Annotated in this window: 14 protein-coding genes and 1 pseudogene; 1 reads left to right on the forward strand and 14 read right to left on the reverse strand. The window is 39.7% G+C overall.

Translation table 11 applies throughout. The features are described from left to right. Positions 1 to 60: 60 nt before the first annotated feature. The 7 genes and pseudogenes from AC6H0A_RS06435 to folA all read right to left on the reverse strand — a co-directional run bounded on the left by AC6H0A_RS06435 (position 61) and on the right by folA (position 8,402). The gene (locus AC6H0A_RS06435) at positions 61 to 1,500 is read right to left on the reverse strand and encodes an SIR2 family protein (RefSeq protein ID WP_070047025.1); all 1,440 of its coding nucleotides are present in this window, start codon (positions 1,498 to 1,500) and stop codon (positions 61 to 63) included. Positions 1,501 to 1,557: 57 nt separating this feature from the next. Beyond that, positions 1,558 to 2,055, reverse strand: a complete 498-nt coding sequence (locus AC6H0A_RS06440) for a toll/interleukin-1 receptor domain-containing protein (protein ID WP_005642829.1) — start codon at positions 2,053 to 2,055, stop codon at positions 1,558 to 1,560. A gap of 10 nt (positions 2,056 to 2,065) precedes the next feature. Next, positions 2,066 to 2,683: a TIR domain-containing protein gene (locus tag AC6H0A_RS06445; RefSeq protein WP_005642831.1), complete on the reverse strand. Its 618-nt coding sequence runs from the start codon at positions 2,681 to 2,683 to the stop codon at positions 2,066 to 2,068. Positions 2,684 to 2,765: 82 nt separating this feature from the next. Then, positions 2,766 to 4,896: pseudogene (cas3, locus tag AC6H0A_RS06450) on the reverse strand (CRISPR-associated helicase Cas3'). A gap of 125 nt (positions 4,897 to 5,021) precedes the next feature. Next, positions 5,022 to 6,554, reverse strand: a complete 1,533-nt coding sequence (locus tag AC6H0A_RS06455; protein WP_179230953.1) for a DHA2 family efflux MFS transporter permease subunit — start codon at positions 6,552 to 6,554, stop codon at positions 5,022 to 5,024. 9 nt (positions 6,555 to 6,563) lie between these two features. Continuing rightward, complete coding sequence (locus AC6H0A_RS06460; protein WP_005642840.1) at positions 6,564 to 7,736, reverse strand: EmrA/EmrK family multidrug efflux transporter periplasmic adaptor subunit; 1,173 nt, start codon at positions 7,734 to 7,736, stop codon at positions 6,564 to 6,566. A gap of 183 nt (positions 7,737 to 7,919) precedes the next feature. Then, positions 7,920 to 8,402, reverse strand: coding sequence for a type 3 dihydrofolate reductase (gene folA, locus AC6H0A_RS06465; protein WP_005642846.1), 483 nt, complete (start codon positions 8,400 to 8,402; stop codon positions 7,920 to 7,922). A gap of 101 nt (positions 8,403 to 8,503) precedes the next feature. On the opposite strand from folA, the gene proB reads away from it, so the two are divergent. Then, on the forward strand, positions 8,504 to 9,607 hold the full coding sequence (gene proB / locus AC6H0A_RS06470; protein ID WP_005642848.1) for a glutamate 5-kinase: 1,104 nt from the start codon (positions 8,504 to 8,506) through the stop codon (positions 9,605 to 9,607). A 113-nt stretch (positions 9,608 to 9,720) separates the two neighbouring features. Here proB and ftsN read toward each other — a convergent pair whose 3' ends face one another. The 7 genes from ftsN to napA form a co-directional block, all read right to left on the reverse strand. Further along, complete coding sequence (gene ftsN / locus AC6H0A_RS06475; protein WP_179230952.1) at positions 9,721 to 10,509, reverse strand: cell division protein FtsN; 789 nt, start codon at positions 10,507 to 10,509, stop codon at positions 9,721 to 9,723. 232 nt (positions 10,510 to 10,741) lie between these two features. Beyond that, positions 10,742 to 11,206, reverse strand: a complete 465-nt coding sequence (gene tnpA, locus AC6H0A_RS06480; RefSeq protein ID WP_005639541.1) for an IS200/IS605 family transposase — start codon at positions 11,204 to 11,206, stop codon at positions 10,742 to 10,744. Between the two features lie 197 nt (positions 11,207 to 11,403). Then, complete coding sequence (locus tag AC6H0A_RS06485; protein WP_005643030.1) at positions 11,404 to 12,006, reverse strand: cytochrome c3 family protein; 603 nt, start codon at positions 12,004 to 12,006, stop codon at positions 11,404 to 11,406. A gap of 14 nt (positions 12,007 to 12,020) precedes the next feature. Further along, entirely contained in the window at positions 12,021 to 12,464 is a 444-nt protein-coding gene (locus AC6H0A_RS06490) for a nitrate reductase cytochrome c-type subunit (protein WP_005643032.1), read from the reverse strand. Between the two features lie 5 nt (positions 12,465 to 12,469). After that, complete coding sequence (gene napH, locus AC6H0A_RS06495) at positions 12,470 to 13,333, reverse strand: quinol dehydrogenase ferredoxin subunit NapH (RefSeq protein ID WP_005643034.1); 864 nt, start codon at positions 13,331 to 13,333, stop codon at positions 12,470 to 12,472. Further along, positions 13,333 to 14,172, reverse strand: a complete 840-nt coding sequence (napG, locus tag AC6H0A_RS06500; protein ID WP_179231007.1) for a ferredoxin-type protein NapG — start codon at positions 14,170 to 14,172, stop codon at positions 13,333 to 13,335. Before napG ends, napH begins: the two co-directional genes overlap by 1 nt. Before the next feature lie 54 nt (positions 14,173 to 14,226). After that, the gene (napA, locus tag AC6H0A_RS06505; protein WP_005643039.1) at positions 14,227 to 16,710 is read right to left on the reverse strand and encodes a nitrate reductase catalytic subunit NapA; all 2,484 of its coding nucleotides are present in this window, start codon (positions 16,708 to 16,710) and stop codon (positions 14,227 to 14,229) included. Positions 16,711 to 16,847: the final 137 nt, after the last annotated feature.

A 16,847-nucleotide genomic window follows, 5' to 3' on the forward strand; every position in this document is an offset into this window, starting at 1 on the left:
GTTGGAAAGTGCGGTTTCAGACGACATTTTGAAAACGTTGGGAGAATTGACCGCACTTTTTTACATCTTTTGTAACTTATCAATGATAGAAAGCACCGTAGAAATAATTCCATCATTAGAAATATCAGATTGACCTAGCTTTTTTATTTCATCTATTAATGACTGATCATTAGAATATAGTTCGGTACGATTTTCCATAATATCATTCCAAATCTCTTTAGATATTGAGCCAGTACAGCCAATTGGGATTGGAATCACATTATGCTGTAAGCAAATCTCAAATTCTTCTTTCATGCCATTAGAAAGAACGATTTCTCCATTTTTATCCAATTTGTTTCCAAACATAAAAATAGCAATACCAGCTTGAGAAATGATTTCATTTCTGTAGTCAGTCCATCTTTCAGAAATAGATTTATCTCCTGATTGTATTTGCGGAAATGGTCTTAAAATTAATAAATCGTCTAAATTGCGATAATTTGACTGATATTTATATTCTAACGCTCCATTAATAACGATACTTCCAATACCTAAACCATAACTGGAAATAATCTTATATTCTTTCTCTGCCAGCTTATAACTAAGATTATGTATAAGTTCTTTAGCTTTCTCTTCAGAAAAAGGAGAGTAACTATGAGCAGCACCAGAAATGAAGATATTGCTACGTTTTAAGCGTCTTTGAATTTCTTTTAAAATGGCAGTAATATCAGAATATTCTTTAATCATTATTGAATGAATGCCATACCTCTTGAGATCTTCTATTTTTAGTTCTTGCTTAACTTTAGCATACATATAACTTTCATCATCATGAAAATCATCTCTCGATACTTCTTTGAAAAAACAATAATGAGTTGGCGTATTATCTTTTAATAAGACTTTAATTCTGCCCAAAATATATTCCAAATTTGGATCATCAAAACTAAAGCCTATGAACAAAAATGTTTTTGAAAGCAAATCTCCTCTTAATGCAGTAGCAAATAATTCTTTCTTATCCTGATAGGTTTCATAATCATCTTTAATTAATACTGCTTCATCAGGTGAATCTTTATCACCATGCATTTTATAAACAATAGCATCTTTCTTTTTGATATTTCTTGAAAAATCTTCATTTCTGATTTTTTTCTCTACTGTTTTTCCATCAGCCTCTAAAGTTTTTTCAATTAATTGATCATAGTTAGTTGTCCAAAATGTACTAATACCAATTTTAGAAAGTAACTTATGGTTATCTCCGCCTTGTCTTAATGTAGTAAACTCATTGATTATTTTGTTATTTATTTTTCCTCTTTTATGCCGATTGAAATGATATTGAGCTACTCCAATTAGATCATGTTCTTTTTCAATATCAAGACCTAGTTCTTCTGCAAGATCTTTCAGCAAACCTTTCCAATTAACAAAACCTGCTAGAGCTGATAAGCCTGCCCCAGCAAAAATTGCAGCATCGCCATTTTTAATCTCTACAACAAAATCAGTGATAAATTTTTTCTGTTCCTTGGTGAATTCCATAGCAACTCCAATAAATATTTATATTGGGCTTTAGAAACCCTCTAAAGCCCAAAATGATTAACCTAAAAATCTTCTCAAATCATCTTTACCTAAGGCAGGATAAAGCCCTAAATACTCTTGTCCTTGGAATGAACTGTATGCAGAATCAACCAAAGGTAAAATAGCTACGTTTCCAGACTTCAATCCATCAAAGTATCCTAATTCCCAAGGCATCCATTTAGAAGATGAAGCATTATCCGTAGCTAAATACAGCAATTTAGAAGATTGCTTCATCCTATCCCGCAATGTTTCAGCAGTTTCTTTTGTTACAGAATCCCTGGAAAGTTGTGGATCAACTACCCAATCTACGTAAACTTTTTGCCCCATATCTTCTAAAATACGTACAACACCAAGAACTAGCTCAGCATCCTTAACAGAATGTGATAGAAAAACATCAAAGCGATATTGATATTTTTGACTTTCAACGATACTTTCCAGTTTACTTGAATAACTCTCAAATGATGCTGTAACACTTCTTGCATAGTCGCGAGCTTCCTGTTTGGTAAAATAAGCCATTTATATACTCCTAAACTTTAGTGTTGATAGCATACTTATCAGCATTTTCTTTAATTTCAACGGCGGCATTAATCCAACCATTGACATTTGAAATAAAATTATCCCAATTACACTTGAGCATATAGGAATTTGAACAACCATTCTTTAGCTTTTTGGCTGGATAAGAGTGTTGAAGGTTATTTCTGTTATTTTTAATAATATTAAAATAAAAACCTTCTTTATTAACATAAGAATAACAGCCTGATAGATCAGGTAATACAACCAGCAAAATTGCATTTCTCTTACTTGAAGACAATGATCTTTTCTTATTTTTAATAGAGTATGCAATTTCCCAAGGAATCCATTGTTCACTTTCAGAGTTCCACCATTCCTTCATGTTCGGTGAAAGCAAGACTATTGTTACTGAACTATCAAAAATCTTATCTGATAATTTTGTTTGAATAGTCTCATCTTTAAATTGAGCTAGACTTTCATTGTCTTTCTCTCCTTTGTTTATATGGATGCCATCTTCTTCTAATTTTGATTGTAGAATATCAACATAATCTCGAGCTGTTGCTTCCTGATAAGGTGATAAGCGTTCTACAGATGAATCACTATATTTGTATGAAATAAAAATTTTACGTCCCATAGGAACTCTCCTTCTAATAAAATGGTTGCAGGTTAATTTCATTGCGTAATCATACGTTAAATAACTTAATCAGATTGAAATTTTAAAATATCAAGCTCTCCTCTTTTATAAAATTAGTATCCTCCCAACTCAACCCCGCCACCTCATCATACAAATCCAGCCCGATCAGCGTATAAAACTGTTTGCCGAAGTTTTGGTCGGCGTGGTGCAGGCTGCTAATGAGGTTTTCGGCATCAACATCGAACGGAATAATCAGCGGCTGCATGTGGCTTTCGATTATGCGGAATTTGTCGGCGATGGTTTGGAATGGGAAATCGAGGCTTTGCCCTGTATCATTGTGCTTTTTCAGGATTTTTTTTATTGTCCAGTTCACTGCCTTTTAATTGATAAAGCTCGGCGAAATAAGCGGCGGCGGCTTGGGTAGCAAGTTCGGGCGGGGCTTTCCATTGTTCTTCGGGCGCGAATATCCATACAAAGCTGTTTTCAGACGACCTTTTGCCTTCGCAGTTGCAGCGTCCGGCGGCTTGGGCAACGCTGTCTAGGCCTGCTTCGGCGCGCATCACCAGCGGAAAATCCACATCAACGCCGGCTTCAATTAAGGAGGTGGCGATGACGCGGCAGGGTTCGCCGTTTTTCAGACGGCATCGAACCTCATTGAGCTTTTGAGTGCGGTGTTTGGCACACATTAAGGTGGTCAGGTGGAACGTGCCGTCAAGGTTTTTGGCTTGGTCGTACAGGCTGCGGGCGTGGTGGCGGTTATTGACGATGACGAGCATTTGCGGGTGTTCGCCAAGTTTGGCAAGCAGGTCGGCATCGGTTTGTGTGCCGATGTGCTGCACGGTGGTGCGGCGCAGTTTGTCAAAAAGTGCGGTCGGTTTTGGGGCGATTTCGCGCATGTTTTCAAAGCCGCGATAGAAGCCGTTTTCGGCTTGCACGGCCGGTTGGGTGGCGGTGCACATGACGACAGAGCAACGATAGTTCTGCGCCAATTCTTTGATGGCTTGCATGATGGGCAGTAAAAGATTGGGCGGAAGCATTTGCGCTTCGTCGAGGATGATGACGGAACCAGCGATGTTGTGCAGCTTGCGGCAGCGCGAGGAGCGGTCGGCAAAGAGGGATTCGAAGAATTGCACGGCGGTGATAACGACAACGGGCGCGTCCCAGTTTTCCGAAGCGAGGCGCAGTTTGTCTTTGGTGGCTTCGCCTTGCAGTTTGCCGTCGTCGAAGGTGCTGTGGTGTTCCAACACGGCTTGCTCGCCCAATTCGCCAAAGGCTTTGCGGAACTCGGCGGTGTTTTGTTCGATGATGCTGGTGAACGGGATGACTAAATCACGCGCTGCATACCGTGCCGTTTGGCGTGTTCCAGCACAAATGCCATGGAAGTGAAAGTTTTTCCGCCGCCGGTCGGCACGGTGAGCGTGAACAGCCCTTGCGCTTGTGCCGCTTGTTCTACGGCATGATTGAGAATTTCACTGCGCAGGCGGTTTAAGGCGGCATTGCGTTTTTCGGCTTCAGTTTGCTCTGAAGCTTGGGCGATACGTCGTCTGAAATCGTTGATAAATTGATTGAAATTGTGTTGTAAGGCGTTTAAATCGGGATAACCGCCGCGCTCGGCGGCTTTGTTTTCTAGGTTTGCATAAAAGGCTTCGATATCAAGATAATCGGCATCTACCAAGCAGGAATAAAGCATTCGGGTGAAGAAGGCGTAGGAGAAAAAAGGATGATGTGCGTCGGCTTTGAGTGGCGGTGCAGACAGGGTTTGAGGGAGCTTGATTTCTTGCAGCCATATGCTATCGAGTTCCGGAATATCTTTGCCGAATTGCAACGCCAAACGCTGTTTCAAGGTGTTGCGGTTATCACCCTCGCCCGCACCGTTCGCCAAACCGGCATGATGCCCTGCAATGCAAAACGCCATCAGCTTGCCGATCACATTTCCCCAGCGTTCCACCGCAATCTTTGCTCTGGCGGTGGCATGATCGACTGATGGGCCACCCATGCAATCGGTGATTAAAGGCTTCCGAATATTTCCCTAAGTCATGAAGCCGTCCCGTCTGGCAGGCAATTTCCTGAGCACCGAATACACGAGCAAACTCCGCTGCCATTTCCCCAACATTTACAGAATGGCTTTGTAAGGTTTGCCAACGTTCGTAAGGTAAGAGATTACCGAGTTTATCTTGCGCGGAATGGGCGTAGTAAAGAGGCTTAGTGAACATAAAAATAATCCCTTATATTTATGATTATTATTTGGTCTAATCTACTCCTAATCCTCTTTTAATTCAACCATATTTACATTGATAAACTTTGAGATTAAATCATTCATATTTTAAATAATACGCTACTAATGCCGCCCACCAAAAGGTGGTTTTGCAAACCAAATCACAATAAACAATCCTAAGAATCCCATAGCTGATAACCAAAATATTTCATTTGCGCCAATAATAAATCCTTGCGATGTTATTTGTTGAGCAATGTAAGCTGAAGTTTGGGTATCACTTAAACCAAATTGATTCATTTGATGGTAAAAACTTTGGGAAATTGGGTTATAAGGATTAATGTGTTCTGTTAATTGAGTATGGTGAACAGCCTCACGGTTATACCACATAAATGTGGTTAAAGATGTCCCAACAGAACCAGCTAGAGTTCTCAAGAAGTTAAATAAGCTAGACGCAGAAGCCATTCTATGCGCAGGCAAGCCAGACAGCGTTATTGTAGTAAGTGGCATAAAGAAACAGGCCACAGCCAAACCTTGCACTAATTGTGGTAAAGCCACATCAGCAAAAGTCATTGATGGCTCGAAAGTCACCGCTCGCCAGTAAAATGTTATTGCATATACAATAAAACTTATCGTCACTAAAATTCGCATATCGATCTTATAACCGAAACGCCCAATAATCGGTGAAAGTAAAATTGGGAATAATCCAACTGGGGAAGTCGCAAGCCCTGCCCACGTCGCAGTATAATGGAAGACTTGTTGTAGCAAGAGCGGAATTAATACCACAGAACCTAGATAAATCAAAAAGGCTAAACTAGTACATAAACACCCTACGCTAAAATTACGAGAATGGAAAAGGGAAATATCCACCACAGGATTGTCATCCGTCAATTCCCAAATAACCAAGGCAATCAGACAAACGACAGCAATCACAGCTAATATAATGATTTCATTAGAATTAAACCAATCTTGCTCACGGCCCTGATCAAGCATTAATTGCAAACATCCCACGCCTAAGACAAGTAAAACTAGACCGACTTTATCAATGGGTTGATGAACAATTTCACTTTCTCGGCTACCCAAAATCTTCCAGCTGATTAGCACAACTAATAAACCAATCGGGACATTAATAAAGAATATCCATCCCCAATGGATATTATCGCTAATCCATCCGCCTAAAATTGGGCCGAAAATAGGTGCAACAACAACAGTCATCGACCAAAAAGCCAATGCCATACTCCGTTTTTGAGGGGGATAATTATTCAATAATAAGCTTTGAGAAAGTGGAATAATAGGACCTGCTACGGCCCCCTGTATAACACGAAAAATAATTAATGCTTCAAGACTGTCTGCAATCCCACAGAGCCAAGAAGAGACAACAAATAAAAAAGTTGAGACTAAAAATAACCGCACTTCGCCAAAACGTTTTGCTAACCAACCTGTTATTGGAATAGAAATCGCATTTGCAACCCCAAAAGAAGTAATTACCCATGTACCTTGACTAAAAGATGCGCCAAGATCGCCTGCAATAGTAGGAATCGCCACATTTGCAATGGTAGAATCTAATACTTGCATAAAGGTGGCGAGAGATAAAGCCAGAGTTAATAAAATCAGCGCACCACCTTGAATAGGTGGAAATTTTTTTGCGGAATTGTCCATAACGCCGCCTTAATGGCTGTTTTGCTGAATGATAGATTCAATCAAATCTTCTACCGCACTTTCATCATATTTAAGTGTATCAGTAGCAAATAAAGTTTTCGGTTCTGATTTTTCTCGTAGCATTGGGCCAGATGAATCTGCAATTCTTACTTTTGCCGTTGCAGAAAGACCAATTCGTAATGGCGTTTCAACAAATTGTTGTGGATCTAATTTAATTCGCACAGGTACACGTTGTACCACCTTAATCCAGTTACCCGTAGCATTTTGTGAAGGTAAAAGAGAAAATGCATTGCCAGTCCCCATTTCAATGCCATTTATCACGCCATCAAATTCTTTATTTTTACCGTATAAATCAAAATGAATTTTCACTGGCTGACCGATGCGCATATTCGTTAATTGGGTTTCTTTGAAGTTAGCTTCTAACCAGATTTGCTCATTAGATACCACCGCCATTAACGCGCCACCCACTGAAACAGCTTGCCCAACTTGAGCATTACGACGCGCCACATAGCCATCAATTGGACTTCTAATTTTTGTACGTTGTAAATTCAACCAAGCCTGCTTGAGTGAACTCATTGCGTTCTGTATTTGCGGTTGTTGACGTAATGGAACGTTACTCAATAAAGCCTGATTAGCAGCTAATTGGTTTCTAGAGGAATTTAAATTTGCTTTGGAAAGCTCAACGGCTTCTTTTGCATGTTGGAAAGATTCTTTATCAATTGCACCCATTTTTTCAAGTTGAACTCGGCGTGCCAAATTGCCTTGTGCTTGAGCTAAAGAAATTTCATTGGCGTGCACAGCTGATTGTAATTGCTGCACAGTAAAACCGAGTTGTTCTACCTGACGCACAGCATTGGCGAGATTGCTTTTTGCCTGTTCGAAACTAAGTTTTGCATTCGTATCATCCAATTCAACTAGAATGTCACCTGCATGGACTTTATCCATATTATCAGCATTAATCTTCGCTACATTGCCCGCTACCTGTGATGACACCATCACTTGATTTCCACCCACATAAGCATCTTCTGTTTCTTCAAAATCCTTCAAGAAGAAAAGCCAATACAAAGCACAAGCAATACCAATAATAAGTAGGAGAAGAATAAAAATGCTTAAGCCTTTTTTACGGTTCGTTTTATTTGATACAGATTTATTTGATGGGTTTTCAGTTGCAATTTGCGTCATAATGCCTTCCCTAAGTTGGGATAATGTTTAAAAATGAGATATTTGAGATAACCTTTAAAACTATCAAAAATAAAAAATGAAGGGTCATTATGAAACTTTAAAAAGGGGAACTCAAGGGAAATCATCATCTCTTTATTTTCTAGATTAATGAATGCTCTAAAAATATAGTCTCATTAATTTGATTTATTTTCGTGTAAGAATCAAAAATCGACAATCATAGTGATTTTGTTCATCCGCCTTACGATATTCGTCAAATTCAATTTCCCACTCATCCCAATTCAATTGAGGGAAAAAAGTATCACCATCTAGTTCTGACTGAATTTGAGTAAGGTATAACTTATCTGTTTGCGGCAAATATTGTTTGAATAACTCTCCCCCACCAATCAACATAATTTCATCAAAATCTCTGACAAAATCTACCGCACTTTCAAGGCTATCTTTCCATACCACACCTTCGTGTTCAAAAGGCTGACGAGAAAGTACGATATTCGTCCGTTTAGGTAGCGGACGACCAATACTTTCAAACGTTTTACGCCCCATGATGACCGGTTTGCCAGTGGTGTTCTGACGAAACCATGCTAAATCTGCAGGCAAGTGCCAAGGCATTTGGTTATCTTTACCAATCACGCTATTTAATGCCGTCGCCACAATTAAACTAAATGTCATAAATCCCCCTAAAATTTGCCGTTACTATACCTGATATTAGGTGATTTTTCATTGATTTAGTGATAACGTTAATGTCAATTTTAAGAATTTTGGAAACGACTATGAACAAAAAAACAATCGTAGTGAAATTTGGTACAAGTACCCTAACACAGGGTTCGCCAAAACTGAATTCACCGCACATGATGGAAATCGTTCGTCAAATTGCAAAACTGCATAATGATGGATTTCGTATAGTAATCGTTACTTCTGGTGCTATTGCCGCAGGTCGCCATTATCTAAATCATCCTCAATTACCACCCACAATTGCCTCAAAGCAACTACTTGCAGCGGTTGGTCAGAGTCAATTAATTCAGGCTTGGGAAAAATTATTTGCTATTTATGATATTCATATCGGACAACTTTTATTAACGCGTGCCGATATTGAAGATCGCGAACGTTTTTTAAATGCGCGAGATACTTTACACGCACTTTTAGATAACCACATTATTCCTGTGATCAATGAAAATGATGCAGTGGCGACCGCAGAAATTAAAGTTGGCGATAATGACAATTTATCTGCATTAGTCGCTATTCTTGTTCAAGCGGAACAACTTTATTTATTGACTGATCAACAAGGTTTATTTGATAGTGATCCGCGTAAAAATCCTGGAGCAAAATTAATTCCAGTTGTAGAACAAATCACGGATCACATTCGCTCAATCGCAGGTGGCAGTGGGAGTAATCTTGGCTCTGGAGGAATGATGACAAAAATCATTGCTGCCGATGTTGCAACTCGCTCTGGAATTGAAACAATTATTGCACCAGGTGATCGCCCAAATGTGATCGCTGATCTTGCTTATGAACAAAATATTGGTACAAAATTTATTGCCCATCAATCTGATCGATTAGAAAGTCGCAAACAATGGCTTTTCGCTGCGCCATCTGCAGGCGTCATCACTGTTGATGAAGGGGCCCAAAACGCCATTCTTGAACAAAATAAATCCTTATTACCCGCTGGCATTGTTAACGTGGAAGGACGTTTTTCGCGTGGTGAAGTAGTCAAAATACGCACTCAATCGGGTAAAGACATTGCTCTAGGTATGCCACGCTATAACAGCGATGCCTTACAATTAATTAAGGGCCGAAAATCAACATACATTGAAAATGTTTTAGGCTATGAATACGGTGCGGTGGCAATGCATCGTGATGATATGATTATTTTGTAATAATCCTTAATGAAAAAATCCCAACTAATTGCACCGCACTTTTAGTTGGGATTTTTTTATTTCAATGATTGAGATTTTACGTATCAAGATAACTCAACAATGTTAGATTAGCATTACATACCAATCACAACGCAATCTACCACACTTTTGGCTTTACTTTGCGCTTGCACTGCTGCATCTCGGCTAGCGAAGCCCCCTACACGAACACGGTTCCATTCACCATTAACTTGAACTTGTGCATTTAACCCACTCATTGATAAACGCCCTTGCAAATTTTCAGCTTGCGCTCTATTTTTGAAAGCGCCACATTGTAAACCGAATTTTTTACCGCCGTTCAAATTATCTGTTGTTTTAGGTTGTTCAACCTTTTTAGCTGTCTCAATTCTTGGCTGTTCTTGTTTTTGTGTAGATTCAGGTTGCACGGTTTCTGTTTTTACTGCTTCAGACTTTTTCGCTTGCTCTACTTTTTGCGCTACTTGCACTTGTTGAGCTTTCGCTGTTTCTACCGCGCGTTGTTGCTCCGCTAATTTACGCGCCTCTTCTGCTGCTTGTTGTTCTTTTTCCATTTGCACTAAAACTTGGCGTTGTTCTTCGGTTAAGCGCATATTTTGCTCTACGCTTGTAGGTTTATTATCAACAGGAACAGTTCGAGTTTCTAACGCCTTGATATAACTCCAAACCTCCTCTGGGCGATTAGGTAAGACACTTTTAGGTTGAGTTTTTTCTTGTTGTGTCGCAACCTGTTGCACTACAGTTTCGCTATTTTTATTTTTCAACAAATAAAGCCCAACACCAAAAGCCAACACAATGACTAAAGCTAGGATGATCAGAATATTCTTATTCTTTTTTGTTTTTTTCTTATTATTTGAACCGCGACGTGCGGCAAAATCTCGGTGAGCCACAATAAATTCCTAAATTTTAAGTAATATTTTAATAATTCAATAAAACTTGCTAAGTTTACTGAAAAATAGGCTTTAAATAAAGACTAACATCAATAGATTATCGTGTATAAACACAAAATAACAATCCGCACGTAAAACGTGCGGTTTTTAGGCTCCCCTATAAGAGCCTATACTTCACAAGCCCCTCAAGGGGCTTGTGAGAACTGACAACCGCGTCTAATTATTTCCTTGATTACCCCTTAAAGGGGTCAACATGTTCTTTCGTTGATAAATTATCTTGAACCATATCTTCTTTTTCTTGGTTTCTTATATAATCCTCTACCACTTTTGTATTTAACCCTACTGTGCTTACAAAAAATCCTTTCGCCCAGAAATGCCTATTTCCATATCTATATTTTAAGTTCGCGTGTCTTTCAAAAATCATCAGCGCTGACTTCCCCTTCAGATAGCCCATAAAACCTGATACTGATATTTTAGCTGGGATTTTTAAGAGCATATGGATATGGTCTGGCATTGCATGCGCTTCTATTATCTCCACATTTTTATAGTCACATAACTGCCTCAATATTTGACCTATATCTGCTCTTAACTTTCCATAAATTGCTTTTCTTCTATACTTCGGGATAAATACAATGTGATACTTACAGTTCCATTTTGTGTGTGATAGACTTGAATCGTCACTGGTTTTACTTACCATGATAATCCTCCTATATGTTGAATTTTGGTTGTCAGCCTTGTTCATTATATAGCGAGGATTTTTTCTGTTCATCGCTTAAGCTATTTGGCTCCATACGCATAGCGTATGGTTTTTATAGCCAGACTTTTGGCTGGCTATAATAAAAATACCGCACTTATTAGATAAGTGCGGTATTTTTTCACAATATATAGAGAAAATTATTTCTCGTCTTTAAATCCTGACTCAACGCCACTCATATCAGGTAATTGGTGTGCAATACCTTTGTGACAATCGATACAAGTTTTACCTTCAGTCTTCATTTTTTCATGCATACGTGCAGCCACAGAACGTTGATCGTTGAAGTTCATACGATCTACTTTATGACAGTTACGACATTCTTTAGAATCGTTAGCTTTCATACGAGCCCATTCGTTTTCAGCCATTTCTAAACGATGTGCATTGAATTTTTCTAATGTATCTACTTTTCCAGTATAGTGAGCATATACTTCCTTAGCCGCTATAATTTTACGTTTCATTTTTGCACCAAATTCGTGTGGTACGTGACAATCTGGACAACTTGCCCCCACGCCAGTACGAGTTTGATAATGCACGCTATGTAAATATTCTGGATAAGCATCTTGCATATGGCAGCTTGCACAGAACTGTTCAGTGTTGGTTTTCTCTAAACCATAGTTAAAACCAACCCAAGAAAGAATACCACCAATAGCCGATAAGATAATAATCGTACCAATTGCCATACGGCTTGGTTTTCTAAACCATTGCCAGAAACGTTTTAAGATATTTGGTTTTTTCTCAGACATATAGACCTCTTAAACTAGTTTCCGTAACCTTTCATCGGTTTAAAATCATTTGGAACAATTGGATCTACGTTTGATTGAGAAACGTGACATTGTAAACAGAAATAACGACGCGGAGAGGAGCTTGAACCTACTTTTCCATCACGATCCATAAAGTGAGTTGGGCTGATTCGAGTTGCACCACTCAAACGAGAATTTTCTGGGCTGTGGCAATTTAAACATTGATTCACATTTTTTGTCACTTGATAGTTTGAAACACTATGTGGCACCATTGGTGGTTGATTTACATAGTTTAGCGCAGGTAATTCACTTTGACGTGGTGGATTATGAAATGCGGGTGCAATATTTTCAGCCGCTTGAGTTAAATCTTTTCCTATTGCTGGTGCATCAGATGCCATCAGTGAGCCAGCAAAAAGTGCGGTAAATAATCCCGCTAAAATTTTAGATACCTGTTTAGTCATATTAATCACTCCCCTGAATGATCGAATCTGGTCGAAAATTTAAAAACTTTTTCAGCGCAAACGTCAATACAACGTCCGCAGCTGATGCAATCTTTGGAAAGCACAAGTAGGCTTTCGTCTTTTTTTCCGTGTAAAGGCGAACGTAACACTTGGGCTTCGGGACAAACATTGTAGCAATCCATACAATTATCGCATTTTGCACGATCAATCACTTTGATACGGATTAAACTTTTTGCACCAATCACACCATAAGCAGCACCAATTGGGCAAAGGTGTCCACACCAGCCATGTTCTACAATCAATAAATCAAAAAGAAAAATAACAAGCAATAGCCAGCCTGTTGCACCAAAACCAAATATAAAGGCACGGCCAAGTGCAGCCACTGGATTAACCCACTCCCAAAGCAACATTCCGCTTACGCAACTGCCTAATAAAATAAGCGCAAGGATACCATAACGTAAACCGCGCGAAATTTTTGCCGTTTGGCGAATGCCTAACTTACGGCGTAGCCACGCAGCACAGTCCGTCACAACATTTAGCGGACATACCCAACCACAAAATACTTTACTACCAAATACTGCGTAAAATAACACAATAATTGCTGCACCAATCAAGGTAAGGGCATCAGGTAAATGTCTTGCAGCCAAGCTTTCTGCTGTAATTAAAGGGTCGCTTAATGGAATAGTATCGAGCAATAAGCTTCCACTATAATTGCCTTTTAGAATCCACACGCCAAAATAAGGACCACTTAAAAACATCGCAAGAATGCTAAGTTGGCTTAATCGACGCCAAAACAAAAAGCGGTTTGCATACCACCAGCCCCATTTTTCTCGTGACTCTTTCCCTGCAAATTTTGGTGTATTTGCCATTATTTGCCACTCCCTAAAATAGGTGCAAGCACGGGTTCTGCTGGATCAGGCATTACAGTTGATCCGTCTGGAGTACGAGTTGGCAACGAAATCATATCTTTAGGCGCAAGAGAATGGTCAGCTTTCGCTTTTTCTTCCCAGCCTAAACGATAATGTTTACCTAACATACCTTTTGCCAGATCCATTGGTAAAATTTTAATCGCTGCTTCTTCTAACACACAAGCTTGCTCACATTTTCCACATCCAGTACACGCATCAGAATGTACTGTTGGAATAAATAACGCATGCTTATCAGAACGTGGATTATGTTGTTTTTCCAATGTAATCGCTTTATCGATTAATGGACAAACTCGATAACAAACATCGCAACGTAACCCTTGCCAGTTCAAGCAAGTTTCATGGTCTAACAGTACTGACAGTCCCATTCGCGACTCATTAATATTTGTCGCATTGCGGTCAAGCGCACCTGTTGGGCAAGCATGAGCACAAGGAATGTCAGGGCACATTTCGCAAGGTTTATCACGCGCAATAAAATACGGCGTTCCCGCTTCTACTGGCGATAATAAAGATGCTAAATGCAGCATGTCATAAGGACAGGCTTGAACACATTGTCCACAACGAATACAAGCGGCAGAAAATGCTTTCGCATCTTGCAAAGCAAATGGCGGGCGTAATGGCACACCTTCGCGAGCAAGACTTTGATTTTGCTGCAATCCCAACAAAATCCCAACGCCAGCTAAACCACCCGCAGTACGGGTTGCTTCTTTAAGAAATTTTCTACGTTCAGGATTGAGTGCTGGTTTCTTCATTTTCTTTTTAGATTTTAACCGCACTTTCATCTTCCTCTTTTATTGATAGGGGAAAATAAAGTGCGGTTGATTTTTACATGGTTTTTACGCAGCCTTTTCCACTTTTACCGCACATTTTTTGAAGTCGGTTTCTTTTGAAATTGGGTCTGTCGCATCTAGCGTTAAGCTATTTGCAAGCTGACCAGCATCAAAGAAAGTGGTAAATACTAAGCCACGAGGTGGTTTATTACGTCCGCGAGTATCTAAGTAAGAAATCATTTCGCCTCGACGAGATGAAATCTTAATTTTATCGCCATGGCGTAAACCACGAGCTTCAGCATCTAATGGGTGCATCCAAACAAGGTTATTCGGCATTGCACGGTGTAATTCAGGCACACGACGAGTCATAGTACCTGTATGCCAATGCTCTAAAACACGACCGGTAGATAACCATAAATCATATTCTTTATCTGGAGACTCAGCAGCTGGCTCATAAGGTACCGCAAGAATAATCGCTTTCTTGTCTGGGTAACCATAGAATGCTACACCCTCACCTTCTTTAACGAATGGATCGTAGCCTTCACGGTAACGCCATAAGGTTTCTTTACCTTCTACAACTGGCCAACGTAAACCACGCGCTTTGTGATACATATCAAATGGAGCCAAGTCATGACCATGACCGCGACCAAATTCAGCATATTCTTCAAATAAACCTTTGTGTACATAGTAACCAAAGTGTTCTGATTCGTCGTTTAATTGGCCTTCAGCAAGTTCGCTTAATGGGAATTTATCTACTTGACCATTTCTGAAGAGCACATCATATAGAGTTTTACCTCTATATTCAGGCATTTGAGCAAGTAATTCTTCTGTCCACATTTCATCAGTCGTGAAGTATTTTGCAAACTCCATTAATTGCCATAAGTCTGATTTTGCTTCGCCTGGTGCTTTTACTTGTTGACGCCAGAATTGAGTACGGCGTTCTGCATTACCGTAAGCACCTTCTTTTTCTACCCACATTGCAGTTGGAAGAATTAAGTCAGCAGAAAGTGCGGATACCGTTGGGTAAGGATCGGATACAACAACGAAGTTGCCTTCTTTACGCCAGCCTGGTAAACGATCTTGATTAATGTTTGGGCCAGCCTGCATATTGTTATTACACATTTGCCATAGCACATTCATTTTGCCATCGTTCATTGCACGGTCTTGTGCAATTGTGTCCAAACCAACTTTTTCAGAAACCGTACCTTTTGGTAATTTCCAAATGCGTTCTGCTGTTTCACGGTGTTTAGGATTAGTTACCACTAAGTCTGCCGGTAAACGATGAGGGAATGAACCAACTTCACGCGCTGTACCACAAGCAGAAGGTTGACCTGTTAATGAGAATGGTCCACAACCTGGAAGTGAGATTTTTCCAGTTAATAAGTGAATGTTATAAATTAATTGGTTTGCCCACACACCACGAGTGTGTTGGTTGAAGCCCATTGTCCAGAAAGACACCACTTTTTTGCTTGGATCAGCATAAAGTTTTGCTAAAGTTTCAAGCTGAGTCTTATCCACACCAGACATTTCAGATACTTTTTCAAGTGTGTATTCAGACACAATTTGTTTTAATTCTTCGAAAGAAGAATCATACATTTTGCCCGCAGTTTTACGGTTAGTATCTTTTTCTAATGGATTTTCAGGACGTAAACCGTAGCCGATATTGGTTTCACCACGTTTAAATTTAGTGTGTTTGTTCACAAAATCGTGGTTTACAGCATTGTTCTGAATTAAATAATTGATGATGTAGTTCATGATCGCCAAGTCGGTTTGTGGTGTAAATACCAAACCGTGATCGGCAAGTTCGAAACTACGATGCTCGTAAGTAGAAAGTACAGTTACACGAACATCAGGATTAGAAATACGGCGATCAGTAATACGAGACCACAAAATTGGGTGCATTTCCGCCATATTTGAGCCCCAAAGAACGAAAGCATCTGCATGTTCAATGTCGTTATAACAACCCATAGGTTCATCCATACCGAAGGTACGCATAAACGCAACTGCCGCCGATGCCATACAGTGACGTGCATTCGGGTCTACGTTGTTAGAACGGAAACCAGCTTTCCAAAGTTTGTTCTTCGCGTAGCCTTCCCAAATAGTAGACTGACCAGAACTGAACATACCTACTGCATTTTGACCGTTCTTTTTGAAAGCTTCTTTGAATTTTTCAGCCATTGTTTTGAACGCAAAATCCCAAGAAATAGGCGCAAAATCGCCGTTCTTATCAAATTTTCCGTTTGTCATACGTAAAAGTGGCTGAGTTACACGGTCTTTACCGTACATAATTTTCGGTAAGAAGTAACCTTTAATACAGTTTAAACCACGGTTTACTTCTGCATCTGGATCGCCTTGAGATGCCACAACACGTCCATCTTTAGTACCAACTAATACTGCACAACCGGTACCACAGAAACGACATACTGCTTTGTCCCATTTAATTTCGGATTCAGCCGCAACCACATTTTTGACTGGGATAGTTAGCCCCGCAGCCGTTGCCGCAGCTACAGCTGCGTTGGCTTTCATAAAGTCTCGACGACTTAAACTCATCGCGTTTCCCCCACGTTAAACACTGATTTATTATTAAATGTAAACTTTTTTACACACCTAAGGCACTAGCCTTACGATAAAAGACAAAAACGTTTCTTTTATCTTTTAAGCATTTCCCTTGCTTACAAGAGAATAAA

This window comes from Haemophilus sp. THUN1692, assembly GCF_059704395.1.